We start from the raw sequence: 24,810 nt of genomic DNA on the forward strand, positions 1-24,810 counted from the left end.
TGGCCGCACAAGAGCGTTTGGCTGCACAAAAGGAGAACTGCAATGGATAACACGTTGAACGGACGCAAGGCGCTGGTCACCGGCGGCGCGAGCGGAATCGGCGCCGCGACCGTACGGGCACTTGCCGCGCGGGGTGCGAAAGTGGTGGTGGCCGACGTCGATTCCTCCGCCGCGGAGAGCCTTGCCGCAGAGGTGGGCGGCACGGCCTGGGCCGTGGACCTGCTGGACGTCCACGCCCTGGCCGGGCTGAGCCTGGACTGCGACATCCTGGTGAACAATGCAGGAATCCAGCGCATCAGCCCCATCGAGGAGTTCGATCCTGCGGACTTCCGCCGGCTAATCAGCCTGATGCTGGAGGCGCCGTTCCTGCTCATCCGGGCCGCCCTGCCGCACATGTACGCCAACAAGTTCGGCCGCATCATCAACCTGTCCTCCGTGCACGGCCTCCGCGCATCTCCCTTCAAAAGCGCGTATGTCTCCGCCAAGCACGGTCTCGAAGGACTCAGCAAGGTGACCGCACTTGAAGGCGGCCCGCACGGTGTCACGTCGAACTGCGTCAACCCCGGATACGTGCGCACGCCCCTGGTGGAAAAGCAGCTCGCGGACCAGGCCAAGATGCACGGAATCCCGGAGTCCGAGGTCCTGGCCAAGGTGATGCTCACTGAAGCCGCCATCAAGCGCCTGGTGGAACCGGACGAGGTAGCCTCCCTGGTGGCCTGGCTGGCGTCCCCGGATGCCGGCATGGTCACCGGTGCCAGCTACACCATGGACGGCGGCTGGTCCGCCCGCTAGGACATCACTCCAGGGGTTTGACCAGCCGGTGGTCGAAAAAGAAGACGCCGTACGGGGTCTTCACTCCCACTGATCGGCGGTCCTGCCACACGACGACCCCTTCGCGCCTGCCGCTGAAGGGGTCGTCGCCTATGACTGTGTCCCCTACCCGGTAAGGGCAGCGGGGGCTGAAGGCAGTCAGCGTCCGGCCCCACGCCCCTGAAAGGGCAGCCCCGAGGCTGACGGGCCGGCCCATGCCGGCAAGATCCTGTACGTAGTCCTTGGCCATGCGACCAACTCCTCCGGGCGGCAGCCCGCCGCCTGCTAACGGTGCTGGTTGGCGGAATGCTCCCAGCAGAGGATGGTCCTCCCATTCCGGCCGCCACCGTACGCCCACGTTATGCGCTATTCACACCAGCCACACCAGTAACAGGTACTCGAGTTTGGGTGCCGGTACTACTTGGCCTTTCCGGTCCCGTTGATGATCTCGTCGGCGTTGTCGAACGCCCAGGCCACCAGCGGCACCAGCAGCGCGCTCAACTCGTAGCCCCGCTCGGTAAGGCTGTAGTCCACCCGTGGAGGGATGACCGGCTGCGCGTTCCTGCTGACCAAACCGTCGCGTTCCAGCGTCCTCAGCGTCTGTGCCAGCATTTTCTCGCTGATGCCCTCAGCCCGCCGTCGTAAGTCACTCCACCGCTGCTCACCCTCGGACAGTGCCACCAGGATCAGGACGCCCCATTTGCTGGTGACATGGTCCAGCACGGTCCGGCTGGGGCAGCCGGCCGCGAACACGCCGTCGGCAAATGCGGGAGGCAGGGGAGCTGCTTTCATGGCCCCAGCTTACCTTGAGGTCAGTACCTTACTTCAAAGTACGTACTCTCTTTCGGGAAGTTATCTGCCGCCGGGCCGGTTGTGCCCACTGACAGAGTAAAAGTTCCCGAAAGGAATCATTGTGAGCATCGTTGTTACAGGCGCCACCGGACAGCTTGGCCGCCACGTTCTTGAAGCCCTCCTGGAACGCGGCGTGCTTACCGAAGATATCGTCGCGGCCGGCCGGTCCGTTGAAAAGCTCGCTGACTTCGCTGCACGCGGGGTTCATGTACAGCCCATGGACTATGCCGACGCCGCTTCAGTCCAGGCCGCCCTGAAGGGTGCCAAGCGCGTGCTGCTGATCTCCGGCAGCGAAGTGGGACAGCGGGTGGACCAGCACCGCACGGTCATCGAAGCCGCCAAGGCCGAGGGCGTAGAGCTGCTCGCCTACACCAGCATCGCCAACGCTGACACCACCGCCATGTTGCTGGCCGACGAGCACAAGACCACCGAAGCCCTGCTGCGTGAATCGGGTGTCCCCTTCGTGCTGCTGCGCAACGGCTGGTACCTGGAAAACTACACCGAACAGCTTCCCGGGACCCTCGCGCAGGGAGCCGTCGCAGGAAGCGCCGGTGACGGCAAGGTCAGCGGTGCCTCACGGGCCGACTACGCCCACGCAGCCGCCGCGGTCCTGGTGGCCGACGACCAGGCCGGCAAAGTCTACGAACTGGGCGGCGACGACGCGTTCAGCATGGCCGACCTCGCATCGGAGATCAGCGCTGCCACCGGAAAGTCCATCAGCTACAACAACCTGCCCGCGGGGGAGTACGCAGGCCTGCTCGCATCCGTGGGCGTGCCGGAGGCTTTCGCTGAAATCCTTGCGGACTCCGACCTTGGCATTGCGCGCGGCGATCTCCTGGTCAGCACCGGCGACCTCCGCCGGCTGATCGGGCGCCCGACGACGTCCCTTGGCCAGGCGGTCAGGGCCGCCGCTGCTGCCGCTTAGGACGGCGGAACGCCAAAGGTGCCCGGCCCCATGAGGGGCCGGGCACCTTTTTTGTTGTGCTTGCCGGGGCGCGGCGTTATTCGCTGGTTAGGCGCCGCCCGCGGTCAGGACATAGCGTGGCATCACTTCACGAGGTCGTTGGTGTACGTATCGGCCAGCTTGATCTCCTTGTTTCCGACGTCCGGGTTGGCTACCTGCTGGGTCTTCAGGACTGCCTGGACGCCGTCGTCGGTGAATGTGCCGTCCTTGCTCAGGGTCTTCTTGAGGTCCTCGATCACCTTGGCATAGAGGTCCTTGTCTCCGCCGGCGAAGCTTTCCGGCATCTTGGCCGCGATTTCGGCGCCCGAATGCCCGTTGATGTACTCCAGGGTCCGCTTGATGGCCTTGGCCAGCTTGGCGGCGGTGTCCTTGTTCTGGTTCAGCCACTCGGTCTTGGCGTAAAGGCAGGCGGAAGGCCAGGAATCGGTGGCGAATACTTCCTTCAGGCCCTCCGACGTGCGGACGTCCTCCAGCACTACGGGATTGTGGCCGATGCGCTTGGTGAGTACTGACACGTCCGGTTCGAGCATCACGGCTGCATCCACCTGGCCCTGCTCGACAGCGGCGACGGCGGAAGACCCGGCGCCGATGGCGGACACGGCTGCATCAGTCTGTTGCATGTTGTTCTTCGCCAGCAGGAACTTCACGAACATGTCCGTGGAGGAGCCCGGAGCCGTGACGCCGACGTTTTTGCCCTTTAGGTCGGCAATGGATTTGATCTGGCCTTCATTCTTCGGGGCCACCAGCAGCGCAAGGCCCGAGGACTGGCCCATGTCCACGAACGCCTTGATCTGCTGGTTCTTGGCCTGCATCTGGATGGTGTGCTCGTAATACCCGCTGGTTACGTTGGTGCTGCCGCCAATCATGGCGGTCAGGGCCTTGGAGCCGCCTTGGAGGTCCTGAAGCTCAACGTCCACGCCCTCATCCTTGTAGTACCCAAGTTGCTGGGCCAGGGTGGTCGGCAGGTAGGTCAGGAGGGTCTGTCCGCCGACGCCGATGACCACCTTGCCGCCCCCGCCGCCGGCAGCGGCGGATCCGCTTTGTCCGGGAGGGGCGGCCGCGGGGGCGCCACAGGCGGAGAGCGCCAGGGCAACCGACGCAATCAGGGCCAGTGGCCGGAGGAGGACCCGGCCACGGCGCCGGGTTGCTTTCTGTGTCATGAGTGTCCCTTTCAGGCGGGTTGTTGAGTTTCTGCGCCGGTAAAGCAGCTGTTGGCCGGTCGGGGTCAGGAAGACCGGACCGGGCGCCACCTGAGCAGGTGCCGTTCCAGGCGGTTGACGAGGAGGTCGATGATCAGCACGACGATCATGAGGATGAACATCCCCGCGAACACGCCCCTGGTATCGAATACGCCCTGCGCCTGTGCGATGGCGTATCCCACACCGCCCGAAGCGCCCAGGTACTCACCCACCACTGCGCCGGTAATGGCGAAGCCGACGCTGATATGCAGGCTGGAGAAGATCCAGGTCAGTGCACTCGGAATGAAGACGTGGCGCAGGAGCTGCTTTTCGCTGGCCCCCAGCATCCTGGCGTTGTCCACCAGGACCCGGTCCACGCTCTTGACGCCTTCCAGGGTGTTGAAGAAGACGATGAAAAACACCAGGGTGAAGCCGAATGCGACCTTGGACCAGATGCCAAGGCCGAACCACAGCAGGAAGATCGGAGCCAGGACCACGCGGGGGAGCGCGTTGAACATCTGGAGGAAGGGGTCCAGCAACCGTTCAAGGAAGCGGACGCGGGCGAGGATGAAGCCCAGGAGGAGTCCGACGGCGGCCCCGACCAGGAAGGCGAGGATGGCTTCCTGCATGGTCACCCAGAGATGGGGGAACACGAACCCTGAGGAGACCCAGAGCCACACGGTCTGGAAGATGTCCGAGGGAAGGGGGAAGAAGAATTCGTCAATCACCCCGGCCCGGCCCAGGACCTCCCACGCTCCCAGGACGAGAACCGTGAGGAGGAGTTGGATGCTCCGCATGGCCAGGGGCGACATTTCGCCCCGGCGGGCGGGGCGGCTGACCGGGCTGCGGTCATGGGTGCTGCCGGGTGAGCCGTTCCCGCGGGAACCCGGCCTCCGTGAACCGAGGATGGTCATGCTGCCTCACCTTCCTCCGCCATGGCGCTTTCGTAGGTCTTTGAGACTTCGATTTTCAGGCGGCCCCAGATCTCCCGGTGGAGGGCAACGAAGCGCGGGTCATCTCGGATGTCCAGCAGGTCGCGGGGGCGGGGAATGTCGATCTGGTAGCTTCCCACCACGGTGCTCCCGGGGCCTGCGCCCAGGATGAGCACTTCGTCGGACAAGGCAATCGCTTCGTCGAGGTCGTGGGTAATGAAGACCACCGCCTTGCCGGATTCCTGCCAAAGCTGCAGGAGTTCGTTTTCCATGATTTGGCGGGTCTGGACGTCGAGGGCAGAAAACGGCTCGTCCATGAGGAGGATGTCCGGGTTTACGATCCAGGCCTGGGCGATGGCGGTGCGCTTGCGCATCCCGCCGCTGAGCTGGTGCGGATAGCGGTCCGCAAAGTTCTTGAGGCCCACCTTTTCGAGCCAGCGCCGGGATTCCGAGTGGGCCTCGGCCTTGGAGACGCCGGCCATGGTCAGGCCCAGGCTGACGTTGTCGATGACGGTTTTCCACGGCAGCAGGGCGTCCTGCTGGAACATGTAGGACGCCCGGCGGTTCACTCCCGACACCGGTTCGCCGAAGCTCTTGACCTCGCCGAAGCTGGGTGTCAGAAGGCCTGCAGCCATGTTCAGGATGGTGGACTTTCCTGATCCGGTCGGGCCAACGATCGAGACGAAGCGGCCGGGTTCAACCTTTAGGTCGATGTCGCGGACTGCGAAGTAGGTCTCGCCTCCGGAGGTTGGAAATTGTTTGGTGCACCCGGTGAGCTCCACGGCATATCCGGACGTGGCTGGCTGTGCAGCTGGCATCTTTGCCTCTTCCCGGCCAACTCCGGCCGCTTGTTTCCCCCTGCTGGTTCACGCTCTCGGAACGATGATGGTGCATCGGTCCGCGTCCGGAGTCCCGTGTACGGACTCCGTTTGTACTACTCATCAGCAGAACTGGCCTGCCACATCGTGGGTTTTCCATCATGATGTGGACCTGATGCTAACAGTTACTTCGGTCACACTCAACGCCCCCACGGCTCATACACTTTCCCCATGAGCTCCAGCGAAACGTCGGCCACGCCCCTGTTGGTCCTGCGAAAGATCACTGCCATCCTCGATGCCTTTTCCCTCGTCCGGCCCGAGTTGTCGCTGGCTGAGATCCGTTCCAGCACGGGGGTGCCGCACTCCACGGTGCAGCGCCTGGTGGCGAACATGGTGCAGGAAGGGATCCTGGACCGGCACGGGGACCGTTACCGGGTGGGGGTGCGGATGGCCCACTGGGCGGCGCCGGCAACCCAGGGCCTGGATTTCCTGGAACTGCTGACCCCCGTGCTGCGGAGGCTTCGTGACGAACTGGGTGAGACGGCCTGCATCTTCCGCGAATCCCAGGGAAAGCGCGTCTGCATTGCCTTGGCCGAGACCCGCCGCATGCTCCGGCGGGCGGTGAGCGTGGGTGAAATCATGCCGCTGCACGTGGGTGCGGCGGGCCGGGTCCTGCTGGCCTGGAACCCGGAAGTTGCGGATGAGGTGTACCGGTCGGGCCTGGCGTCCCTGACCGACCAGACCATTACCGATGCCGCGAGCCTGGAGGAATCCGTTGCGAAAGTCCGGGCAGATGGTTTCGCCATCACTACCGGTGAGCGCGTGTCCGGCGCCAGCGGAATCTCAGCTCCGATTTTCGGGCCGCAGGGTGAACTCTTCGGGGCCCTGACGGTGATGGGTCCTGCGCTGAGGATGCCCTTCGATGTCTGTGCCTCCTGGGTGGAACAGGTGCTGGCGGCCGCCGAGGAGGGCACCCGGATGATCGGCGGCACCATCCCCCAGTAGAACCGGTTCTCGGATCCCTCTATCCACATTGTGAATTTGGGTCCACAATATGAGTTGTCGTGCCAACGATGCTTCGCGATCCACGGCAGGCCGGGCAACGCGGCCCGGGCACCGGCTGCCGACAGAACAGGAGTCCCAAAGATGGTGGAAACTTCACAGAGCGCGCCCACTGGCGGCGTGCGCCGTGGTCAGCACACAGACTTCGGACCTGGCGCCCGAGAGTGGGCCGGCCCCGGCGCTGCACCTGCCCTCGGTGCCGTGGGAACGGCCGGCGGGCCGCTCGCCGGCGTGCGGGTCCTGGAGCTCGGCTCACTGATCGCGGGCCCGTTTGCAGGACGGCAGCTCGCAGACTTCGGTGCGGAGGTTATCAAGATCGAGTCCCCTGACCGTCCCGACCCCATGCGTGAATGGGGCCGGGCCCGGATCCACGGCCACACCCTGTGGTGGTCGGTGCAGTCCAGGGGGAAGAAATGCGTGACTCTGGACCTCAAGTCGGCCCGCGGACGTGATCTGTTCCTGGAACTCTGCAGGGAAGCCGACGTCATCCTGGAGAACTTCCGCCCTGGAACACTCGAGAAACTCGGGCTCGCCCCCGAGGTGCTGTGGCAAAGCAACCCGGGCCTGGTCATCGCCAGGGTTTCCGGCTACGGCCAGACCGGACCGGATGCGAATAAGCCGGGCTACGCTTCCGTGGCCGAGGCCCGCGGCGGCCTGCGCCACCTCAATGGATATCCGGACCAGGCACCGCCACGGACGGGCATCTCGCTGGGGGACAGCCTGGCGTCGCTCTACGCGCTGCAGGGAATCCTGCTTGCCCTGTACTGGCGGGACGCCAAGGGAGGGACGGGGCAGGTTGTGGACGTGTCCCTCGTAGAGGCCTGCTTCTCCCTTTTGGAAAGTGCCGTTCCCGACTACGCGGCTGCGGGCGTTGTGCCGGGTCCCAGCGGTTCCGGTCTGAAGGGGATAGCGCCGTCGAATATCTTCCGCTCCAGCGACGGAAAGTGGGTGGTGATCGCTGCCAACCAGGACTCGGTGTTCGTGCGGCTGGCTGCCGCAATGGGCAGCCCGGAGCTGGCTTCCGACCCCCTCTACAGCAACCACGCATCCCGGGGTGTCAACCAGGAGGCGTTGGAACAACTGATCGCCGAATGGGCCGCCGGCTTCGACCACTCGGAACTGGTGGCGTGCCTTGATCGGCACGCTGTTCCCAACAGCACTGTGAGTACCATCGAGGACATCTTCGAAGACCCCCAGCTTCGGGCGCGCGGGATGCTGGTGGAAGTTGCCGACGAACAGTTGGGAACGGTGGTCCAGCCAGGCGTCATCCCCAAGCTGTCCCGGACCAGCGGGGGCATTGCATGGAACGGGCCGCTGGCGCCCGGCTCCCACAACAGCGACGTCTACGGGGGTCTGCTCAACATGGATGTCGAAGAACTGCAGCATGCCAAGGACGAGGGTGCCATCTGATGAACGGAATGACGGGAACCGGTACTCCCGGGGGAGCAGTCTCAATCGTGGACGTCAGTCCCCGGGACGGGCTGCAGAATGAAAAAGTTCCGGTCAGCACCCGCGACAAGCTGCGCCTTATCAACGATCTGATTGCCCTGGGCGCCAGGCGGATTGAGGCGGTGAGCTTCGTAAACCCCAAAAAGGTTCCGCAAATGGCCGATGCCGATGCCGTCATGGCGGGGGTGCCGCGGGACGCCGGTGCCAGCTACATCGGTCTGGTGCTGAACACCCGGGGCGCCTACCGGGCGGTGGATGCGGGGGTGGACGAGATCAACTATGTCCTGCCGGTGACCGATGCCTTTGCAGCGGCCAACCAGAACACGACGGTCGCCGCCGCCCTTGATGCCCTGGAGGAAGTATCCGGAATCGCTGCCTCGGCGGCCATCCCGCTCACCGTCACAGCCGCCGTCGCCTTTGGCTGCCCGTACCAGGGCGACGTGCCCGGGGAACAGGCTCTTTCGGTCGTCCGGAGCGCCCTGCAACGAGGCCAGCTGGCCGAGGTTGCCTTGGCGGACACCATCGGCTGCGCCGTCCCCTGGCAGGTCAACGGGGTCTTTGCCGCCCTGGCGTCTGAAACGGATATGCCGCTGCGGGCCCACCTGCACGAGACGCGCCACACTGCGTTGGCGAATACCTATGCCGCCATGGCGGCCGGGGTCAAGGTCTTCGACAGTGCCGTGGGCGGCCTGGGCGGTTGCCCCTTCGCCCCCGGCGCGGCCGGCAATGTTTCCACGGAGGACCTGGCATGGATGCTGGAGCGGGCAGGGTTTTCCACCTCGATTGATCCGCTGGCTGCGACCGAGCTGGGCCGCTGGATCTGCGCCAAGGTGGAGACCGCGCCGCGCTCGGGGCTGGCCGGCGCGGGAGTGTTCCCCAAGGCCGCGTAGGCGCCGGGGAACACTCCGCACCGAACTCCCGAACGGCGGCTATCGGCGTCTTTTCCTAGCCCCGGCTGCTCCGGGCGGCAGCCTCCATCCCGCCGTCCCTGGCGACCACCGGCAGCGGCGAGGTTTCGTCCTCAAGGTGGGCCCGCCGTCGTCCGTCACCCTTGATCCACAGCCGGTACGCCAGGACCAGCAGCCCCAGCCACACGGCGCCCACGCACAGTGCGATCCGGGTGTCCTCGAACGCGCCCAGCACGGCGATCACCAGCGCCATGAAAGCGATGGTGAGGACAGAGGCGGCAGGCCACCACGGGGAGGGGAATTCCGACGCCGGCAGACCCTTCCGCGCGATTTCCCGCTTCATGGCCACGTGGGACGCCAGGATCATCACCCACACCCAGACGGTGGCGAAGGTGGCGATGGAGGCAATAACGAGGAACACGTCTTCCGGGGTGACGGCGTTGAGGACCACGCCCACCAGCAGGATCCCGGCCATCATGACCACGGTCATCCAGGGGACGCCGTGCCGCGAGACCTTCCCGAAGGCTGCGGGCGCGTGGCCCTGGTTGGAGAGTCCGAAGAGGATGCGGCCGGCACCGAAGATGTCGCTGTTGATGGCCGACAGCGCCGCCGTGATGACCACCGCGTTGAGGATGTGCGGTGCGGCCGGGATGCCCAGGCTGCTGAAGATCTGGACGAACGGGCTGCCGCTGGTGCCCACCTGGTCCCACGGGAAGAGACTCATCAGGACGCCCAGGGTGAGGACATAGAACAGCAGCACCCGCACCGGCACCGTGTTGACGGCCTTGGGGATGACCTTCTTGGGATCTGCTGCCTCGCTTACCGTGATCCCCAGCGTCTCGATCCCGCCGAAGGCGAACATCACTACCGCGAAGGATGCCAGCAGGCCTTCGAAGCCGTTGGGGAACAGCCCTCCGTGCCCAACAAGGTTGCCCAGTCCGGGCACCACGGTGGAGTCCGCGGCCTGGAAGCCGAAAACAATGATGGCGGCGCCGCCGGCGATCATGGCGATAATGGCTGCCACCTTGATCAGCGAGAACCAGAACTCCAGCTCGCCGAAGACCTTGACGCTGAGCAGGTTAAGCGCGGCCAGGAAGCAGATGACGGCCAGGATCCAGATCCAGCGGTCCACCTGCGGGAACCAGAAGCCCATATAGATGCTGAATGCGGTGACATCGGCGATGGCTACGATCGCCATCTCGAACACGTACGTCCAGCCGGTCACGAAGCCGGTCAGGGGTCCAAGGTAGCGGCTCGCGTACTGGCTGAAGGACCCGGATACCGGGTGCCGCACCGCCATCTCGCCGAGGGCCCGCATCACCATGAACACTGCGGCGCCGCCGATGATGTATGCCAGCAGGACGGCCGGTCCTGCTTTCTGGATCGCCGAAGCGGAACCGTAGAAGAGGCCCGTACCGATGGCCGAGCCCAGGGCCATGAAGCGGATGTGCCGGACATTGAGGCCCCTGTTAAGGACTTGTCCGACGACGGCTGCCGGTTTTTGCGTTTCCACCGGACTTTGGGTCCGGGTTGGGGTGGGTTGCATAGAGTTACCTTCTCGTCTTTGGGAGGGGAGCCGCTAACCAGCAGACCATTTCCGGCCCGTTCGTGATGAGGCTCACGGAGGCTTGGTGTCTTCGGTTCCAGACTGTGGGCAGTGAGATGCGTTCGACGGCGGCACGCGGATTGACGCGCTGAGGCACCATCCGCTGCAGAGGGCCTGGCGGTAGCAGCCCCGGCGTGAATGTCAGTGGGTCGATGGATGATGTGGTTATGGGAATCAGCGGTGGTCTTGGGGCGGTGTTGGAGGGTGTCCGCGCCTCTGTTGCTGCCCTTGATGCGCTGGAGAAAGAGGACGCTTTCCTGGCTTCCGGGGCTCATGGTGGTGCCGGTGTGGATATTGGTGCGGGTACGGATGTGTTGCAGCGGCGGTATGGGATCCGGTTGGAGCGGCTGGAGCTTATGGCTCGGCTGGAAGCGCAACTGGCTGCGGTGAAAGCGGAGACCGCTGCTGAGGCAGTGGAGTTCCAGCAAGCGATGACGCCGCCGGACGCATCGATCCAGGACCGCACTTACGCGGACATGTCGGTGGTGGAGGAGATCGCCGGGGTGCTGACTATCAGCTCCGCGGCCGCGGGCGCGTTGGTGGAGCAGTCACGGCGCATCTGTTCCCTGCCGCTGGTGTTCGATGCACTGTCCGCCGGGGACATGTCGTGGCAGCACGCCCGCATCATTGCGGACGAGACCGAAGGCCTCACCCCGGAGGGCGCGCTGGCGTTGGTGGCGCATTTCTTCGACCCGGCTGCACCCCAGCCCGCCCGCGGCGCCGCCCCGGGTGAGCTCATTCCGTGCCGGTTTCGGGCCAAGGTCCGTGGGTGGCGGGAGCGCCATCATCCGGAATCGATCGAGAAGCGCCATGTAAAGGGTGTGGCGGACCGGCGGATGGAATACATCCCCGACCGGGACGGCATGGCCTGGGTCTCGCTCTACCTGCCAGGGGATACCGCGTGCGCGATCTGGAACCGGACCACCGCCACGGCCCGCGGACTCCAGGGCCCCGACGAAGAGCGCACCCTCACCCAGCTGCGCCCCGATATCGCCGCCATCCTCCTCCTCGGAGCCGGGCAGATGGCGGGCGAGGGGTCCACCGGCACCGCCCCGGGCACGCAGGGTGTCACCGGGATCGGGAAGCTCCCTGCGCCGCGGGCTGATGTCCTAGTGATGGTGCCGGTATTCGCCCTCCTCGGAGCGACCGACGAACCCGCCGTACTGGATGGCTTCGGCCCGATCCCGGCCTCCATGGCACGGAAACTGGTCGCCGACGGGGCGGAATCGTTCTACCGGGTCCTGGTCGACCCCAGGGACGGGGCACCGCTGGAGATCGGCCGGAAATACTACCGGCTCACGGAGGCCATCAAACGGTGGGTCAGGCTGCGCGATGCCAAGTGCACCTTCCCCGGCTGCACCAACCGCACCCCCGACAACGAAACCGACCACCTACAAGCGTGGCAACACGGCGGCACCACCAACGTCAGCAACCTGGCCCAACTCTGCCCCAAACATCACCGGCTCAAACATCACAGCCAATGGACACCGGACCCGGCCAACAAGAATGAACCACCCGGCTGGACCTCACCAACAGGCAGGCACTACAACCCAGAACACCCCGACCCCGAACCAACCCACTGGCCACAACGGCTCCTGGCGTTGTTCGGCGACGCCTCGGAACGGGAGACTTCAACCGGGGCACTGGAGTGGCCGGACGGGTACGTGCCCGAACACTTTGGCATGCTCCAGGAATTGGATGTGCCTGATGATCCTGGTCCCTCCGAAACTGAACTGGCGGCTGACCCTTTCCCTGAATGGTCTCTGTTCCTGGACTTTGAGGACCTGGAAGCGCCGGTTCTCTCGGGCTGAGCGTGCCGAGTCCCGGGAGCGTTTGTCTGGTATTTCAGACGATAAGGTTCAAAATGAGTCGCTCAAGGCTCCCGGAAGGACGCAAGCTTAAGTACGGGATACCGGACAGAGCTAGCCAGAAAGACACTTCCACTTCATGAGCACTGCACTAAGCGCCGCAACACCAAACGCCGAAGCCCAGGCTCCCCGGGTGTCCGCAAAGGCGTCGTCCAAGGTTCCCGCCGCAGAAAACACCTTGCGCATCCTCAAGTTGCTGGCTTCCAGACGGGGGCCGATGGCGGCGTCGCAGATTGCCTCCAGCCTGGACCTGCCCCGCTCCAGCGTGTACCACCTGCTGGGGGTGATGGAGGCGAATGGCTTCGTCCTTCATCTCCACGAGGAGCAGCGCTACGGCCTTGGCATCAGCGCCTTCGAACTCAGCTCCGCCTACTCCCGGCAGGAACCGCTGTCCAGGCTGGGCCGTCCCCTGCTCGCCAGCCTGGTGGACGCGATCGGCGAGAGCGCCCACCTTGCCGTGCTCCATGGCCGGGACGTGCTGTACATCGTCGAGGAACGGGCCAAGAACCGCCCGTCCCTGGTGACCGACGTCGGCGTCCGCCTTCCCAGTCACCTCACGGCCAGCGGCCGCGCCATCCTTGCCGCCCTGCCCAAGTCCCAGGTTCGTGCGCTCTACCCCAACGCCGCCGCCTTCAGCGCGCGGCACGAGGTGGCGGGTGCCATCATGAAGTACTCGGCGCTTTCCTCGCACCTGGACCAGGTCAGGCAACGCGGGTATGCCACCGAGCACGGCGAAGTGACCCCGGGCTTCGGTTCCATCGCCGCCGCCGTCACCGACCACCTGGGCTGGCCCACTGCCGCTGTCGCGGTCACCTTCCTGGAAGACAGGTTGGCCCCGGAGGAATGGCCGTCGCTGGCAGCCCGGGTCCAGAAGGTGGCTGATGAGCTCTCGGTCCGGATCCACGGACGCCCCACCAAGTAAAAGCTGTCAACCATGAACCCTGGCAGCAGGCCTCGGGCGCGTCTGGCATCCCGGACAGCACCCACGCAAAAGCCCTGTGAAGCCCTTCCCCGAGGGGCTTTAGTGGATACAGAACTTCTTTCCTCCACCAGATAAATCACCCAGAAGGAGCCCACCATGGCACCCGCCGATTTCACCACCGGTGCCCGCCCGGTCAAAGCAGCCCGCGGCACCGAGCTCACCGCCAAGTCCTGGCAGACCGAAGCGCCCCTGCGCATGCTGATGAACAACCTGGACCCTGAAGTGGCAGAACGCCCCGATGACCTGGTGGTCTACGGCGGCACCGGACGCGCCGTCCGCTCCTGGGCCGCCTTCGATGCCATCACCCGCACCCTGCAGACCATGGAAAAGGACGAAACCCTCCTGGTCCAGTCCGGCAAGCCCGTGGGCGTGTTCCGCACCAACGAGTGGGCGCCCCGCGTGCTGCTGGCCAACTCCAACCTCGTCGGCGACTGGGCCACCTGGCCCGAATTCCGCCGGCTCGAGGCCGAAGGCCTCATGATGTACGGCCAGATGACCGCCGGCTCCTGGATCTACATCGGCACCCAGGGCATCCTGCAGGGAACCTTTGAAACCTTCGCCGCGATTGCCCGGAAGCTCACCGGCGACGAAAACGGCACCCTCGCCGGCACCCTGACCCTGACCGGCGGCTGCGGCGGCATGGGCGGCGCCCAGCCGCTGGCCGTCACCCTGAACGAGGGCGCCTGCCTGATCGTCGATGTCGACGAATCCCGCCTGCGCCGCCGCGCCGGCAAGCGCTACCTGGATGAGGTGGAAACCGACCTCGACGCCGCCATCGCCAAGGTGCTCAAGGCCAAGGAGGAGCGCCGCGGCTGGTCCGTGGGCTACGTGGGCAACGCGGCCGAGGTCTTCCCCGAAATCCTGCGCCGCCACAATGCGGGCGAGCTCACCGTGGACATCGTCACGGACCAGACCTCGGCACACGATCCGCTGTCCTACCTGCCCGAGGGCATCACGGTGGACGAGTGGCACCGCGAGGCTGCAGCGGATCCGGAAGGCTTCACCAAGAAGGCCCAGGCCTCCATGGCCCGCCACGTGCAGGCCATGGTGGAATTTCAGGACGCCGGTGCCGAGGTCTTCGACTACGGCAACTCCATCCGCGACGAGGCCCGCAAGGGCGGGTACGAGCGAGCCTTCGCGTTCCCCGGCTTCGTTCCCGCCTACATCCGGCCGCTCTTCTGCGAAGGCCTGGGCCCGTTCCGCTGGGTGGCCCTCTCCGGCGACCCCGAGGACATCCGCGTCACGGACGAGGCCATCAAGGAGCTGTTCCCCGAGAACAAGCACCTGCACCGCTGGATCGACGCAGCCCAGGAACGGGTGGAATTCGAAGGCCTGCCGGCCCGCATCTGCTGGCTTGGCTACGGCGAACGCGCCAAGGCCGGTCTCCTGTTCAACCAACTCGTGAAGGAAGGCAAGGTCAAGGCGCCCATCGTGATCGGCCGCGACCACCTGGACTCCGGCTCCGTGGCCTCCCCGTACCGCGAAACCGAGGCCATGGCCGACGGCTCCGACGCCATTGCCGACTGGCCCATGCTGAACGCCCTCCTGAACACGGCCTCCGGCGCCACCTGGGTCTCCCTGCACCACGGCGGCGGCGTGGGCATCGGCCGCTCCATCCATGCCGGCCAGGTCTCCGTCGCCGACGGCACCGACCTCGCCGCCGAAAAGCTCGAACGCCTCCTGACGAACGACCCCGGCATGGGCGTGATCCGCCACGCCGACGCCGGCTACGAGCGCGCACTCGACGTTGCCAAGGAACGCGGCGTCAGGATCCCCATGCAGGAAACCGGAACCGAAAACAGCTGACCCGGCAAAACCCCGCATCGATTGCTCCGTAACTGCCGTTTTGAGCCTCCAAAAGGACCGTTACGGAGCAGTCGATGAATCAACCCAAGGAACTTAAATTGACCACGATTACCCACGAACCGCTGACTGTCACCCTCGGGTCCGCCGGCGTCACGCCCCAGGACGTTCTCGCCGTCGCGCGCCACGAGGCAAAGGTCACCATCGCACCCGAAGCCCTGGAAACCGTGGCCAAGGTCCGCGCCCACATCGACAGCCTGGCCTCCAGCGACACCCCTGCCTACGGCATCTCCACCGGCTTCGGCGCCCTGGCCAACCGCCACATCCCCAACGAGCTGCGTACCCAGCTGCAGAAGTCGCTGATCCGCAGCCATGCGGCAGGCATGGGCCCGGCAGTGGAGCGGGAAGTGGTGCGCGGCATCATGTTCCTGCGCGCCAAGACCCTGGCGTCCGGCCGCACCGGCGTCCGCCCCGTGGTCCTGCAGACCATGGTGGACGTCCTCAACGCCGGGATCACCCCGATGGTCCGCGAGTTCGGTTCGCTGGGCTGCTCCGGCGACCTCGCGCCGCTGTCGCACTGCGCCCTGGTCCTGATGGGCGAGGGGGAAGCGGAAGGGCCCGACGGCGTCACGTACGGCGGGCGCGGCGAGCGGCCCGTCGCCGAGCTGCTTGCAGAGCACGGCATAGAGCCCGTCACCCTCGCTGAAAAGGAAGGGCTGGCGCTGGTGAACGGCACCGAGGGCATGCTGGGCATGCTCCTCATGGCCATCGCGGACCTGCGCCAGCTGCTGGCGACGGCGGACATCACCGCCGCGCTGAGCGTCGAGGCGCTGCTGGGCACCGACCAGGTGTTCCTGCCCGAGCTGCACGCCGCGCTGCGGCCGCACCCGGGCCAGGCGGCCAGCGCGGACAACATGCTGCGCGTGCTCTCGGATTCGCCCATTGTGGCCTCCCACAAGGTGGGCGACTCCAGGGTCCAGGACGCCTACTCCCTGCGCTGCGCCCCGCAAGTGGCCGGTGCCGTCCGCGACACCGTGGACCACGCCGAACTGGTGGCAACCCGGGAACTGGCGGCAGCCATCGACAACCCCGTGGTACTTCCCGACGGCCGCGTCAGTTCCAACGGCAACTTCCACGGCGCACCCGTGGCGTACGTCCTGGACTACCTCGCCATCGCCGTCGCCGACCTCAGCTCCATCGCCGAACGCCGCACCGACCGGATGCTCGATCCTGCCCGTTCGCACGGCCTCCCGGCGTTCCTCGCTGCCGACCCGGGGGTGGACTCCGGCCTGATGATCGCCCAGTACACCCAGGCCGGCCTGGTCTCCGACAACAAGCGGCTGGCCGTTCCGGCATCCGTGGACTCGATCCCGAGCTCTGCCATGCAGGAGGACCACGTGTCCATGGGCTGGCACGCGGCGCGGAAGCTGCGCAAAGCCGTGGAGAACCTCCGCCGCGTCCTGGCCATCGAACTGGTGACCTCGGCCCGGGCCCTGGACATCCGCACGCAGCTTTCAGGCGGCGTGCTGACGCCGGGGCCTGCAGGCTCCGCTGTTGTGGCTGCCCTGCGGGCAGTGGTGGAGGGGCCGGGGACAGATCGTTTCCTGTCCCCGGAACTGGAGGCGGCTGACCGGCTGGTCGCTTCAGGTGAGGTGCTTCGCGCGGCGGAATCCGCCGTCGGGCCGCTCACCTGACACCGAAGAATCTTCAGCGCCTGCACGGCTTCTGTCCGAAGGGCGGAATTTCCGGCGCCGCGGCCCACCGCGGCGCCGGGAGTGTAGTAGAACTGAAGGTGTAGTGAAAGTCACATCAAAGAGGCTGTGGCGGCAGAACGATACAAAGGGGTAGAAGTTCAAATGAAAGCACGTGGGGCAGTTCTGTCGAGGCGCAACGCCCATTCCGCCGCGGTGTCCAACTGGAAGACCCTCCAGGCCGGGGACCGCGTCGAGATCATCAAGCATGCACATGTGGTGGCAGCCGGGGAGGTGGAAGAGGTGTCGCAGAGCGGCAACGTCCTCTGGCTGGTGCCGGCGGGACCTTCAGGTCCTGCGGAGAAAGAGCTTTTCCTGAAGTCCGACGGCGTTGAGGTCCGCCGCGGCTAGCAGTCCGGCCGTCAGCGACCAGCAACAAAAAATCCCCGCACGCCATGACGGTGTGCGGGGATTTTTGCGGTTATGGTCAGGCGGCGATGGACTCGTAGGTCTCGCCGAAGGGCACTGATTCGTCCAGGGCCACGGTGTAGCGTCCCGGGTGCAGCCTGGTAACCAGGATGCCACAGGCGGCGTCATGTGCTGCTACTTCAATCAGTTCGGCTACCGCCTCTTCCAGTCCGGCGTGGACCTCGCTGGCGCTGGAGAACTCCAGGCTGATGGACCGCGGCGCGGGTCCTTCGGGGGTCTGGGAGGCGGGGATGCGCTCCAAGGTAGCTGTAGTCATGTACTGAACTTTCTGTGTTTCGTGCCAGGATGGCTCCAACATTCTACCTTCTGCTCCCTTTATATGTCAGATGACTGTCCTTTGAAAGCCCCGATCAAGCGGTCACAAAGCGTTTCGTTCCCGACCGCGCGGCGAAATCAAGGACCATGGAGGCGGGGGCCCAGAGGGCCCGAAACCTGTCGATACAGCTTGAGGAGAATTCGGTATGAAGATCATGCGCCTGGGCGAAAGTGGCAGCGAGCAGCCTGCCGTCCTGGTTCCCTCCGCGGACGGCGTCGACCGGTACTTCAGCCTGCTGCCCCTCACCAACGACGTAAACGGCGCGTTCCTTGCCGCCGGCGGCCTGGACAAAACCCGGAAGGCCCTGGAGGCGGGGGAACTGCCGGTCCTGGAAGGTGCCGCTGCACTCCGCGGTGGTTCCCCCGTGGCCCGGCCCGGCTGCGTGGTGGGCATCGGGATGAATTACGCCGCCCACGCCGCGGAATCGGGGGCAGAGCCGCCCACCATTCCCGTGGTCTTCCTCAAACCCAGCAACACGGTCACCGGCCCGTTCGACCCCGCCCCGCTTCCGCCCCGCTCCACGCAGTACGACTGGGAGGTGGAACTGGGCATTGTCATCGGCAGGGAAGCCAGCTACCTCGGTTCCACGGAGGAAGCCGCCGCCTGCATTGCTTACTACGTCACCGCCAATGACTTTTCTGAACGGGAGTACCAGCTCCCGGGAGCTGCTTACCAGTGGACCAAGGGCAAATCGCTTCCCGGGTCAACGCCCCTGGGTCCATGGCTGGTCCCTGCAGAGGAGACCGACGGCGGAAACCTGCGGCTGCGCAGCTGGGTGAACGGTGAGCCCCGGCAGGATTCGACGTCGGCGGAGCTCATTTTCGATGCGCCCACCCTGGTCCACCACTGCAGCCAGTACATGCGCCTGGAACCGGGCGACGTGATCCTCACCGGAACACCGCAGGGGGTGGCCTTAAGCGGCCGTTTCCCCTACCTCCAGCCCGGCGACGTGGTGGAGGTAGAGGTGGACGGCCTGGGCCGCCAGCGCCAGGAGCTGTTCCGGACGCCGGCGGCCACAGCGGTTTAGCCCGCCTTTACCGCTAGGACCGGGCACTCAGCTTCAAGCAGGATCCGCTGTGACGTGCTGCCCATGATCAGCTTGCCCACCGGGGTACGGCGGCGCAGGCCGATCACGATCAGGTCGGCGTTGTGTTCCTCAGCGGCATCCAGCACCTCGGCGGCGGCGTCATGGCCGCGAACGGGCCGCTTGACCAGGTACTGGATACCCTGGCTGGCCAGCCGCTGCTCGATGTCGTGGATGTCGCCTTCCTGGGCGAAGCGGTTGTCCACGGTTGCCTCGCCCTTGGAGGAGTTGATCAGCACCAGGGTGGTGTTGCTCTTCCGGGCTTCGGCGATGGCCTGCGTCAGGGCGGCTTCGCCCTCGGGTGTCGGGACGTATCCCACAACGACGGTCATGGTGTCTCCTTGCTTCTGCTCGATGTGCGTGGATGGCTTTGGTGCGGCTGCTTAGTCACTGTAATCCGCTGCACCCGAGTTGGCCGGGATCAGCGGCCTGCGCTCGGGACGGTTGCGGCGGATCAGCTTGTAGGCAAAGGGCCAGACCAGGATGAGGGCAATGATGACATAGATGCCGACGGCGATCGGCTCACCCAGGAGCCCTGCCGGATCGCCCGCGCTCAGCTGAAGGGTCTTGCGGAGCTGCCCTTCGATCCGCGGACCCAGGATCACGCCGAGGATCAGCGGCAGCACGGGAAGGCCGAAGCGCCGCATCATGAACCCGAGTGCGCCCAGGATCAGCAGGATCACCAGGTCGAACGCCTGCAGGTTCACCGAGTAGGCGCCCAGGGTGGCGAAGAACAGGATGCCTGCGTACAGATACGGGCGGGGCAGCTGCAGCAGCTTGGCCCACAGCGGTGCCAGCGGCAGGTTGATGATCAGGAGCAGCAGGTTGCCGATGAACAGGCTGGCGATCAGGGCCCACACCAGGGGCCCCTGGCTTTCGAAGAGCTGGGGACCCGGCTGGATCCCGTAGCTGGTGAAGGCGGCGAGCATCACGGCTGCGGTGGCGTTCGTGGGCAGGCCCAGCGCCAGCATGGGGGTCAGGGTCCCGGCGGCCGCAGCGTTGTTGGCTGCTTCCGGACCGGCCACGCCTTCGATGGCACCCTTGCCGAACTCTTCCGGGTGCTTGCTGAGGCGTTTTTCCGTCACGTAGGACAGGAACGTGGGGATCTCGGCCCCGCCGGCCGGCAGGGCACCGAACGGGAAACCGAAGGCGGTACCGCGCAGCCACGGCTTCCAGGACCGCTTCCAATCCGATTTGCCCATCCAGGGCTGGCCCACGGGGATGGCATGCAGGGGAGTGCGGCGCAGGTGTGCCGCCACCCAGAGGGCCTCGCCCACGGCGAAGATGGCGACGGCCACCACCACGATGTCCAGGCCGTCCGCCAGGAGCGGCTGGCCGAACGTCAGGCGGCGCTGGCCGGTGACGGAGTCCATGCCCACCAGGCCGATGGCCAGGCCGAGGCCCAGCGAGGCGAAACCGCGCAGCCGGGAAGAACCCAGTACGGCGGTGACGGCCAGCAGTGCCAGGACCATGATGGCGAAGTAGCTGGGTGCGCCCAGGCTGACGGCGAACTTCACCACGATCGGTGCGCAGACGGCCAGCAGCGCCGTGCCAATGGTGCCGGCAACGAACGAGCCGATTGCCGCCGTCGCAAGCGCCTGCGCCGCCCGGCCCGCCTTGGCCATCTTGTTGCCTTCGATTGCGGTGACCACGGAGGACGATTCGCCGGGGGTGTTGAGCAGGATCGAGGTGGTGGAGCCGCCGTACATGCCGCCGTAGTAGATGCCGGCGAACATGATGAAGGCGCTGGTGGGTTCCAGCGCGTAAGTGACGGGAAGCAGCAGGGCGACGGTCATGGCCGTCCCCAGGCCGGGGAGGACGCCGACGGCGGTGCCCAGGATGACGCCGATCACGGCGTACAGGAAATTCATGGGGGTGAGGGCGGTGGCGAAACCGTCCATCAGGGAGGACCAGACGTCCATTTAGAGGATTCCTTCCAGGAGGCCGGCCGGCAGTGCGATGCCCAGGCCGAGGTAGAAGCCGTAGAAGGTCAACAGGGACAGGGCCACGGAGATCAACCCGTCCCGGACAAAGTGTCGGCTGCCCAGGGCCAGGACGCTGCCCCAGAACAGGACCGTTCCGGAGATCACCCAGCCGGCCCAGTCGATGAGCAGGATGTTCAGGATGAAGGCACCCGCCAGCGGCAGGACGGTCTTCCAGTCGGCGGGGTGCGTCAGGTCGACGTCCTCCCCGCCTTCGGCTTCACCCTTGCCGCCGCGCAGGACGTTGATGGCCAGCAGGACGGCGCAGGCCACCAGCATCCCGGCCACGATGAACGGGACGGTTTTGGGCCCGACCGGATCAGACTTCGAATACGGGGTGACCAGGCCGTTGGCGTCAAGGAAGACCAGGACGCCGGCCGCTCCGAGCAGGAGTGCAACTCCCAGCTCGGAGCGGCCTTTAAGGCCTGTGGTCAGGGATGTCACGCCAACCCAAGCTTGGTGAGGACGTCCGCCACCCGCTTGTCCTGCTCGGTGAGGAAGGTCTTGAACTGGTCGCCGGTGATGAAGGCATCGGTCCAGCTGTGGGTCTTCAGCGCTTCCTTCCAGCCCTCAGTGCCGTGCATCTTCTCCAGGGCCGCGATCAGGGCCGCCTTGTCCTTGTCGCTGATTCCCGGAGGGGCCACCACGCCACGCCAGTTGGTGAAAACGAGGTCGATGTTGGATTCCTTCAGCGTGGGTGCGTCCACACCGTCCAGCCGCTTATCACCACTGGTGGCCAAAACGCGGACTTCGCCGGATTCGATCTGCTTCAGGTACTCGCCGGCGCCGGAGGCCGCGAAGCCGAGCTTGTTGCCGAGGATCGCGGGCAGCAGGTCGCCGCCGCCGTCGTAGGCAACGTAGTTGACCTTGGTGGCGTCAATGCCCACGGCACCGGCGAGCTGCATGGGCAGCAGGTGGTCCGGGCCGCCGGGGGAGGAGCCGCCGCCAACGGCAATGGAGCCGGGATCGGCCTTCCAGGCCTTTACCAGGTCATCGATGGTCTTGTAGGGCGAATCCTTGCCGACCATGATGGCGCCGGGTTCCTCGATGAGGCGGGCCAGCGGGGTGGTCTCGGTCAGTTTGGATTCAGACTTGTTGGTGTAGCTGGCGCCCACTACACCCAGTCCCATGAGCATGGCCAGGTCGCCGTTGCCCTTTTCATTGACAATGCGGGCCAGGCCCACAGTGCCGCCCGCGCCTGCAAGGTTAAAGACTTCGGTGTTGGTGGAGATCTTCGCGTCGTCCAGCACCTTCGCAGCGGCGCGCGCGGTGGTGTCATAGCCGCCGCCCGGGGAGTTGGGGACCATGATCTGCAGGCCGGTAATGGGTCCGGCGGCAGCGCCGGAGCTTTCCGAACCGGTGGAGCTCTTGCCGGTGGCACCGCAACCGGTGGCCATCAGGGCGATGCCGGCAGCAACGGCGGCAACGCGCAATGCGCGGATCTGGCGCATGTGTTCCTCTTCTCTCAAAAACAAATCAGACCAGCACCGGCTGACTAGTGGTTCCGGTGCCTTGTGGTTCCGATGCTAGGGGCGGCCGTGACGGCGATCACTCTTGTGTACGCAGAGAAAGTTGTGTTCATTGCGTTCACGTTTCCGAATCCCCACAGCGGCCCTGCTGCGGGCTTTGGGATATAGTTCCCGGTACCACCCCAGGCCCTGCGCCCATATCCTGCGCGCACCGCGGCCTGCCACCCCTGCCGGACAACCCTTGCCCTGCCCGCAACACCAGGAAGACCATTGTGACTCGACGACGAGGAATGTCCCTCGCGGGACAGTACCTTCTGCTGCAGTTGCTCATTGTCCTGGCCGTCCTGGTGGGTGTTGTAGCCATCTCGCTGGCCCAGTCTGCTGCGGCCTTCGAACGCATCGAAGGCCGGCGCGCCCTGTCGGCTGCGGAAGCCCTGGGCGGAAACCCCGTGGTCCGCGAACTCCTCCCCGAGTCCCAGGCCCGCGGCGGCGCCGTGCTGCCGGCAGTGGCAGAGTCCGTGCGGATCGTCTCCGGCTCATCCAGGGTGGCGCTGGCAAAAATCGACCGGACTGTGGTGGCGTCCTCGGATCCCAGCCTGCTCGGTGAACCGCTGGAACTCGGCGCCAGCAGGGTGATGGAAGGCAGGGCCTGGACCGGAGTGGTGGGCGGAACTCCGGCCCCGCTGCTGTCCGCGCACGTCCCGGTCCTGGATGACACCGGGCGCATGATCGGTATCGCCTCCATCAGCCGCAGCTATCCCACAGTGCTGGAACGGCTGGGCGATGCCGTTCCCAACCTCCTTACCTACCTGGGCGTGGCAAGTGTGCTGGGCATTGCCGGGTCCTTCCTGCTGTCGCGCCGCGTCAAGCGGCAGACCCTGGGCATGGAACCCAGCGAGATCACCAGCCTGGTGGAAAACCGCGAGGCCATGCTGCACGGCCTCAAGGAAGGCGTTGTGGCACTGGACCTGCACGACCGGATCACAGTGGCCAACCACAGCGCCCGTGCCCTGCTCGGCCTCCCACCCGACTGTGTTGGCAAGCGCGTGGCGGGACTCGCCGTCGAACCCGCCCTTAAGGACGTCCTCACCCGCGAGCAGCCCGGCCCGGACCAGTTGGTGCTGGTGGGAGACCGGCTGGTGGTGATGAACCGGGTGCCGTTCGAATCCCGCGGCAGGGTCATCGGCTCGGTGACCACCCTGCGCGACCGCACGGAACTCTCTGAGCTGGAGCACGAGCTCGGTACCACCCGCACCGCCACGGACACCCTCCGCGCCCAGGCCCACGAGTTCGCCAACCAGCTCCACGTCATCTCCGGCCTGATCCAGATCGGCGAGTACGATTCCGTGGTCCAGTTCGTCAACGGTGCCACCGTGGACCGTACCCGGCTCAATGACGAAGTGACCGCCCGCATCAAGGACCCCGCACTCGCCGCCCTGCTGATCGCCAAGTCAAGCCTTGCCACCGAACGGGGCGCTGCACTGCAGCTGGACCCGGATTCCGTGCTGGACGCCGTCGATGATGGGTTGTCCCGGGACCTCACCACCGTGGTGGGGAACCTGGTGGACAACGCGTTCGACGCCGTCACAGGGCTCCCGCAGGCAGCCGTCCGGGTCCGGGTGGACGGCAAAGCCGGGGGAGACGTGGTGGTCACCGTTCGGGATAACGGTCCCGGCGTCCCCAGCGGCTCCACCGACCACATCTTCCGCCAGGGCTTCACCACCAAGGAACCCGGCCCGGTAAGCAGCCGCGGTTTCGGCCTGGCGCTGTCCCGGGTGGTGTGCCGCCGGACTGGCGGAAACCTGGTGGTGGCCAACGATAATGGGGCTGTCTTTACCGCTGTGCTGAAACGAGGGAGTACCCAGCCATGATCAAGGTCCTGATCGTCGATGACGACTTCATGGTGGCCAAGGTGCATGCCGGCTTCATCCAGCGCACGCCGGGCTTCACTGTGGTGGGCGCGGCGCATACCGGCGCCCAGGCGGTTGCCGAGACCGAACGCCTCCAGCCGGACCTGGTGCTGCTGGACATCCACCTGCCGGACATCAACGGCCTCGACCTGATGCAACGCCTGCGCGCTGTCGCCCCCGAACTGGACGTGCTGGTCATCAGCGCCGCGCGGGAGGTTGAAACAGTCCGTAAGGCCCTGCGCGGCGGCATTGTCCATTACCTGATCAAGCCCTTTTCCCAGACAGACCTCCAGGAGCGGCTGGAGCACTACCGCCACGCCTACCAAAGCCTGGATGCGTCCAAGGACGTGGCCGAACAGTCGGACGTCAACCGGGTGTTCGGCCTGGACCGCGCCGAACGGCCCCTGCCCAAAGGCTGCAGTATCGAAACGCTGAAGCTGGTGGAGGCGGCACTGAACGCTTCAGCCGGTGACGTCTCGGCAGCCGAGATGGCCGAGGAGCTGGGCACCTCCAGGGTCAGTGCCCGCCGCTACCTTGAATACCTGCACGACGAAGGAACGCTGGACGTGCGGCTCAAGTACGGGGTGGGACGGCCCGAACGGCGGTACGTGCTCAAGGCGTGACGGGACCCGCCGGC

At 65.9% G+C, this 24,810-nt stretch carries 24 protein-coding genes; 13 read left to right on the forward strand and 11 right to left on the reverse strand.

Translation table 11 applies throughout. The features are described 5' to 3' along the window. The first annotated feature begins 42 nt into the window (after positions 1-42). Entirely contained in the window at positions 43-792 is a 750-nt protein-coding gene (locus tag NMQ03_RS02490) for a 3-hydroxybutyrate dehydrogenase (RefSeq protein WP_255174241.1), read from the forward strand. Positions 793-796: 4 nt separating this feature from the next. Here the strand turns inward: NMQ03_RS02490 and NMQ03_RS02495 are convergent, their stop codons facing one another. After that, entirely contained in the window at positions 797-1,060 is a 264-nt protein-coding gene (locus NMQ03_RS02495) for a hypothetical protein (RefSeq protein ID WP_255174242.1), read from the reverse strand. Positions 1,061-1,227: 167 nt separating this feature from the next. Next, on the reverse strand, positions 1,228-1,602 hold the full coding sequence (locus tag NMQ03_RS02500; protein ID WP_255174243.1) for a helix-turn-helix domain-containing protein: 375 nt from the start codon (positions 1,600-1,602) through the stop codon (positions 1,228-1,230). A 121-nt stretch (positions 1,603-1,723) separates the two neighbouring features. Here NMQ03_RS02500 and NMQ03_RS02505 point away from each other — a divergent pair, with 121 nt between their 5' ends. Then, a complete protein-coding gene (locus tag NMQ03_RS02505; protein ID WP_255174244.1) occupies positions 1,724-2,587 on the forward strand; it encodes an SDR family oxidoreductase in 864 nt (287 codons plus the stop codon). Positions 2,588-2,709: 122 nt separating this feature from the next. On the opposite strand, the gene NMQ03_RS02510 is transcribed toward NMQ03_RS02505, so the two are convergent. From NMQ03_RS02510 to NMQ03_RS02520, 3 genes are all read right to left on the reverse strand, one after another. Next, the gene (locus NMQ03_RS02510; RefSeq protein ID WP_255174245.1) at positions 2,710-3,786 is read right to left on the reverse strand and encodes an ABC transporter substrate-binding protein; all 1,077 of its coding nucleotides are present in this window, start codon (positions 3,784-3,786) and stop codon (positions 2,710-2,712) included. A 65-nt stretch (positions 3,787-3,851) separates the two neighbouring features. Further along, the gene (locus NMQ03_RS02515) at positions 3,852-4,718 is read right to left on the reverse strand and encodes an ABC transporter permease (RefSeq protein WP_255174246.1); all 867 of its coding nucleotides are present in this window, start codon (positions 4,716-4,718) and stop codon (positions 3,852-3,854) included. Further along, on the reverse strand, positions 4,715-5,554 hold the full coding sequence (locus NMQ03_RS02520; RefSeq protein WP_255174247.1) for an ABC transporter ATP-binding protein: 840 nt from the start codon (positions 5,552-5,554) through the stop codon (positions 4,715-4,717). Before NMQ03_RS02520 ends, NMQ03_RS02515 begins: the two co-directional genes overlap by 4 nt. A 231-nt stretch (positions 5,555-5,785) precedes the next feature. On the opposite strand from NMQ03_RS02520, the gene NMQ03_RS02525 reads away from it, so the two are divergent. The 3 genes from NMQ03_RS02525 to NMQ03_RS02535 all read left to right on the forward strand — a co-directional run bounded on the left by NMQ03_RS02525 (position 5,786) and on the right by NMQ03_RS02535 (position 8,955). Then, positions 5,786-6,559 carry an IclR family transcriptional regulator gene (locus NMQ03_RS02525; RefSeq protein ID WP_224024622.1) on the forward strand — a complete coding sequence of 258 codons (774 nt, stop codon included), beginning with the start codon at positions 5,786-5,788 and terminating at the stop codon, positions 6,557-6,559. A 141-nt stretch (positions 6,560-6,700) separates the two neighbouring features. After that, positions 6,701-8,026, forward strand: coding sequence for a CaiB/BaiF CoA-transferase family protein (locus NMQ03_RS02530; RefSeq protein WP_255174248.1), 1,326 nt, complete (start codon positions 6,701-6,703; stop codon positions 8,024-8,026). Then, positions 8,026-8,955 (forward strand): hydroxymethylglutaryl-CoA lyase, encoded by a 930-nt coding sequence (locus NMQ03_RS02535; RefSeq protein WP_255174249.1) that lies wholly within the window; start codon positions 8,026-8,028, stop codon positions 8,953-8,955. Before NMQ03_RS02530 ends, NMQ03_RS02535 begins: the two co-directional genes overlap by 1 nt. A 55-nt stretch (positions 8,956-9,010) precedes the next feature. Here NMQ03_RS02535 and NMQ03_RS02540 read toward each other — a convergent pair whose 3' ends face one another. Next, positions 9,011-10,519: an amino acid permease gene (locus NMQ03_RS02540; protein ID WP_255174250.1), complete on the reverse strand. Its 1,509-nt coding sequence runs from the start codon at positions 10,517-10,519 to the stop codon at positions 9,011-9,013. A gap of 227 nt (positions 10,520-10,746) precedes the next feature. On the opposite strand from NMQ03_RS02540, the gene NMQ03_RS02545 reads away from it, so the two are divergent. The 5 genes from NMQ03_RS02545 to NMQ03_RS02565 all read left to right on the forward strand — a co-directional run bounded on the left by NMQ03_RS02545 (position 10,747) and on the right by NMQ03_RS02565 (position 17,334). Beyond that, complete coding sequence (locus NMQ03_RS02545; protein WP_255174251.1) at positions 10,747-12,390, forward strand: HNH endonuclease signature motif containing protein; 1,644 nt, start codon at positions 10,747-10,749, stop codon at positions 12,388-12,390. A gap of 136 nt (positions 12,391-12,526) precedes the next feature. Then, complete coding sequence (locus NMQ03_RS02550) at positions 12,527-13,369, forward strand: IclR family transcriptional regulator (RefSeq protein ID WP_255174252.1); 843 nt, start codon at positions 12,527-12,529, stop codon at positions 13,367-13,369. Between the two features lie 156 nt (positions 13,370-13,525). Then, the gene (hutU, locus tag NMQ03_RS02555; protein ID WP_255174253.1) at positions 13,526-15,235 is read left to right on the forward strand and encodes a urocanate hydratase; all 1,710 of its coding nucleotides are present in this window, start codon (positions 13,526-13,528) and stop codon (positions 15,233-15,235) included. 98 nt (positions 15,236-15,333) lie between these two features. Then, positions 15,334-16,926 carry a histidine ammonia-lyase gene (gene hutH, locus NMQ03_RS02560; protein WP_255174254.1) on the forward strand — a complete coding sequence of 531 codons (1,593 nt, stop codon included), beginning with the start codon at positions 15,334-15,336 and terminating at the stop codon, positions 16,924-16,926. Positions 16,927-17,088: 162 nt separating this feature from the next. After that, positions 17,089-17,334 carry a hypothetical protein gene (locus NMQ03_RS02565; RefSeq protein WP_255174255.1) on the forward strand — a complete coding sequence of 82 codons (246 nt, stop codon included), beginning with the start codon at positions 17,089-17,091 and terminating at the stop codon, positions 17,332-17,334. 76 nt (positions 17,335-17,410) lie between these two features. Here the strand turns inward: NMQ03_RS02565 and NMQ03_RS02570 are convergent, their stop codons facing one another. Then, positions 17,411-17,668 carry a hypothetical protein gene (locus NMQ03_RS02570; protein ID WP_255174256.1) on the reverse strand — a complete coding sequence of 86 codons (258 nt, stop codon included), beginning with the start codon at positions 17,666-17,668 and terminating at the stop codon, positions 17,411-17,413. A gap of 205 nt (positions 17,669-17,873) precedes the next feature. On the opposite strand from NMQ03_RS02570, the gene NMQ03_RS02575 reads away from it, so the two are divergent. Beyond that, positions 17,874-18,755, forward strand: coding sequence for a fumarylacetoacetate hydrolase family protein (locus tag NMQ03_RS02575; RefSeq protein WP_255174257.1), 882 nt, complete (start codon positions 17,874-17,876; stop codon positions 18,753-18,755). On the opposite strand, the gene NMQ03_RS02580 is transcribed toward NMQ03_RS02575, so the two are convergent. From NMQ03_RS02580 to NMQ03_RS02595, 4 genes are read right to left on the reverse strand one after another with little or no spacing between them, the layout of a single operon-like run. Further along, positions 18,752-19,144: a universal stress protein gene (locus NMQ03_RS02580; protein ID WP_255174258.1), complete on the reverse strand. Its 393-nt coding sequence runs from the start codon at positions 19,142-19,144 to the stop codon at positions 18,752-18,754. The genes NMQ03_RS02575 and NMQ03_RS02580 overlap by 4 nt on opposite strands. Positions 19,145-19,195: 51 nt before the next feature. Continuing rightward, positions 19,196-20,734 carry a tripartite tricarboxylate transporter permease gene (locus NMQ03_RS02585; protein ID WP_255174259.1) on the reverse strand — a complete coding sequence of 513 codons (1,539 nt, stop codon included), beginning with the start codon at positions 20,732-20,734 and terminating at the stop codon, positions 19,196-19,198. Then, complete coding sequence (locus NMQ03_RS02590; protein ID WP_255174260.1) at positions 20,735-21,238, reverse strand: tripartite tricarboxylate transporter TctB family protein; 504 nt, start codon at positions 21,236-21,238, stop codon at positions 20,735-20,737. It lies immediately after the preceding gene. Then, on the reverse strand, positions 21,235-22,245 hold the full coding sequence (locus tag NMQ03_RS02595) for a tripartite tricarboxylate transporter substrate binding protein (protein WP_255174261.1): 1,011 nt from the start codon (positions 22,243-22,245) through the stop codon (positions 21,235-21,237). Before NMQ03_RS02595 ends, NMQ03_RS02590 begins: the two co-directional genes overlap by 4 nt. A gap of 308 nt (positions 22,246-22,553) precedes the next feature. Between NMQ03_RS02595 and NMQ03_RS02600 the strand changes: the two genes are divergently transcribed. Together NMQ03_RS02600 and NMQ03_RS02605 are read left to right on the forward strand one after the other, a co-directional pair. Next, positions 22,554-24,134: a sensor histidine kinase gene (locus NMQ03_RS02600; RefSeq protein WP_255175519.1), complete on the forward strand. Its 1,581-nt coding sequence runs from the start codon at positions 22,554-22,556 to the stop codon at positions 24,132-24,134. Continuing rightward, a complete protein-coding gene (locus tag NMQ03_RS02605; protein ID WP_255174262.1) occupies positions 24,131-24,796 on the forward strand; it encodes a response regulator in 666 nt (221 codons plus the stop codon). Before NMQ03_RS02600 ends, NMQ03_RS02605 begins: the two co-directional genes overlap by 4 nt. Positions 24,797-24,810 lie beyond the last annotated feature (14 nt).

The sequence above is a fragment of the Arthrobacter sp. DNA4 genome (genome assembly GCF_024362385.1).
Classification (GTDB): domain Bacteria; phylum Actinomycetota; class Actinomycetes; order Actinomycetales; family Micrococcaceae; genus Arthrobacter.

Coding starts and splice junctions, on each gene's coding strand:
- NMQ03_RS02490 (WP_255174241.1), top strand. CDS start 43: ATGGATAACACGTTGAACGGACGCAAGGCGCTGGTCACCGGCGGCGCG.
- NMQ03_RS02495 (WP_255174242.1), bottom strand. CDS start 1,060: ATGGCCAAGGACTACGTACAGGATCTTGCCGGCATGGGCCGGCCCGTC.
- NMQ03_RS02500 (WP_255174243.1), bottom strand. CDS start 1,602: ATGAAAGCAGCTCCCCTGCCTCCCGCATTTGCCGACGGCGTGTTCGCG.
- NMQ03_RS02510 (WP_255174245.1), bottom strand. CDS start 3,786: ATGACACAGAAAGCAACCCGGCGCCGTGGCCGGGTCCTCCTCCGGCCA.
- NMQ03_RS02515 (WP_255174246.1), bottom strand. CDS start 4,718: ATGACCATCCTCGGTTCACGGAGGCCGGGTTCCCGCGGGAACGGCTCA.
- NMQ03_RS02520 (WP_255174247.1), bottom strand. CDS start 5,554: ATGCCAGCTGCACAGCCAGCCACGTCCGGATATGCCGTGGAGCTCACC.
- NMQ03_RS02525 (WP_224024622.1), top strand. CDS start 5,786: ATGAGCTCCAGCGAAACGTCGGCCACGCCCCTGTTGGTCCTGCGAAAG.
- NMQ03_RS02530 (WP_255174248.1), top strand. CDS start 6,701: ATGGTGGAAACTTCACAGAGCGCGCCCACTGGCGGCGTGCGCCGTGGT.
- NMQ03_RS02535 (WP_255174249.1), top strand. CDS start 8,026: ATGAACGGAATGACGGGAACCGGTACTCCCGGGGGAGCAGTCTCAATC.
- NMQ03_RS02540 (WP_255174250.1), bottom strand. CDS start 10,519: ATGCAACCCACCCCAACCCGGACCCAAAGTCCGGTGGAAACGCAAAAA.
- NMQ03_RS02545 (WP_255174251.1), top strand. CDS start 10,747: ATGGGAATCAGCGGTGGTCTTGGGGCGGTGTTGGAGGGTGTCCGCGCC.
- NMQ03_RS02550 (WP_255174252.1), top strand. CDS start 12,527: ATGAGCACTGCACTAAGCGCCGCAACACCAAACGCCGAAGCCCAGGCT.
- hutU (WP_255174253.1), top strand. CDS start 13,526: ATGGCACCCGCCGATTTCACCACCGGTGCCCGCCCGGTCAAAGCAGCC.
- NMQ03_RS02565 (WP_255174255.1), top strand. CDS start 17,089: ATGAAAGCACGTGGGGCAGTTCTGTCGAGGCGCAACGCCCATTCCGCC.
- NMQ03_RS02570 (WP_255174256.1), bottom strand. CDS start 17,668: ATGACTACAGCTACCTTGGAGCGCATCCCCGCCTCCCAGACCCCCGAA.
- NMQ03_RS02575 (WP_255174257.1), top strand. CDS start 17,874: ATGAAGATCATGCGCCTGGGCGAAAGTGGCAGCGAGCAGCCTGCCGTC.
- NMQ03_RS02580 (WP_255174258.1), bottom strand. CDS start 19,144: ATGACCGTCGTTGTGGGATACGTCCCGACACCCGAGGGCGAAGCCGCC.
- NMQ03_RS02585 (WP_255174259.1), bottom strand. CDS start 20,734: ATGGACGTCTGGTCCTCCCTGATGGACGGTTTCGCCACCGCCCTCACC.
- NMQ03_RS02595 (WP_255174261.1), bottom strand. CDS start 22,245: ATGCGCCAGATCCGCGCATTGCGCGTTGCCGCCGTTGCTGCCGGCATC.
- NMQ03_RS02600 (WP_255175519.1), top strand. CDS start 22,554: ATGTCCCTCGCGGGACAGTACCTTCTGCTGCAGTTGCTCATTGTCCTG.
- NMQ03_RS02605 (WP_255174262.1), top strand. CDS start 24,131: ATGATCAAGGTCCTGATCGTCGATGACGACTTCATGGTGGCCAAGGTG.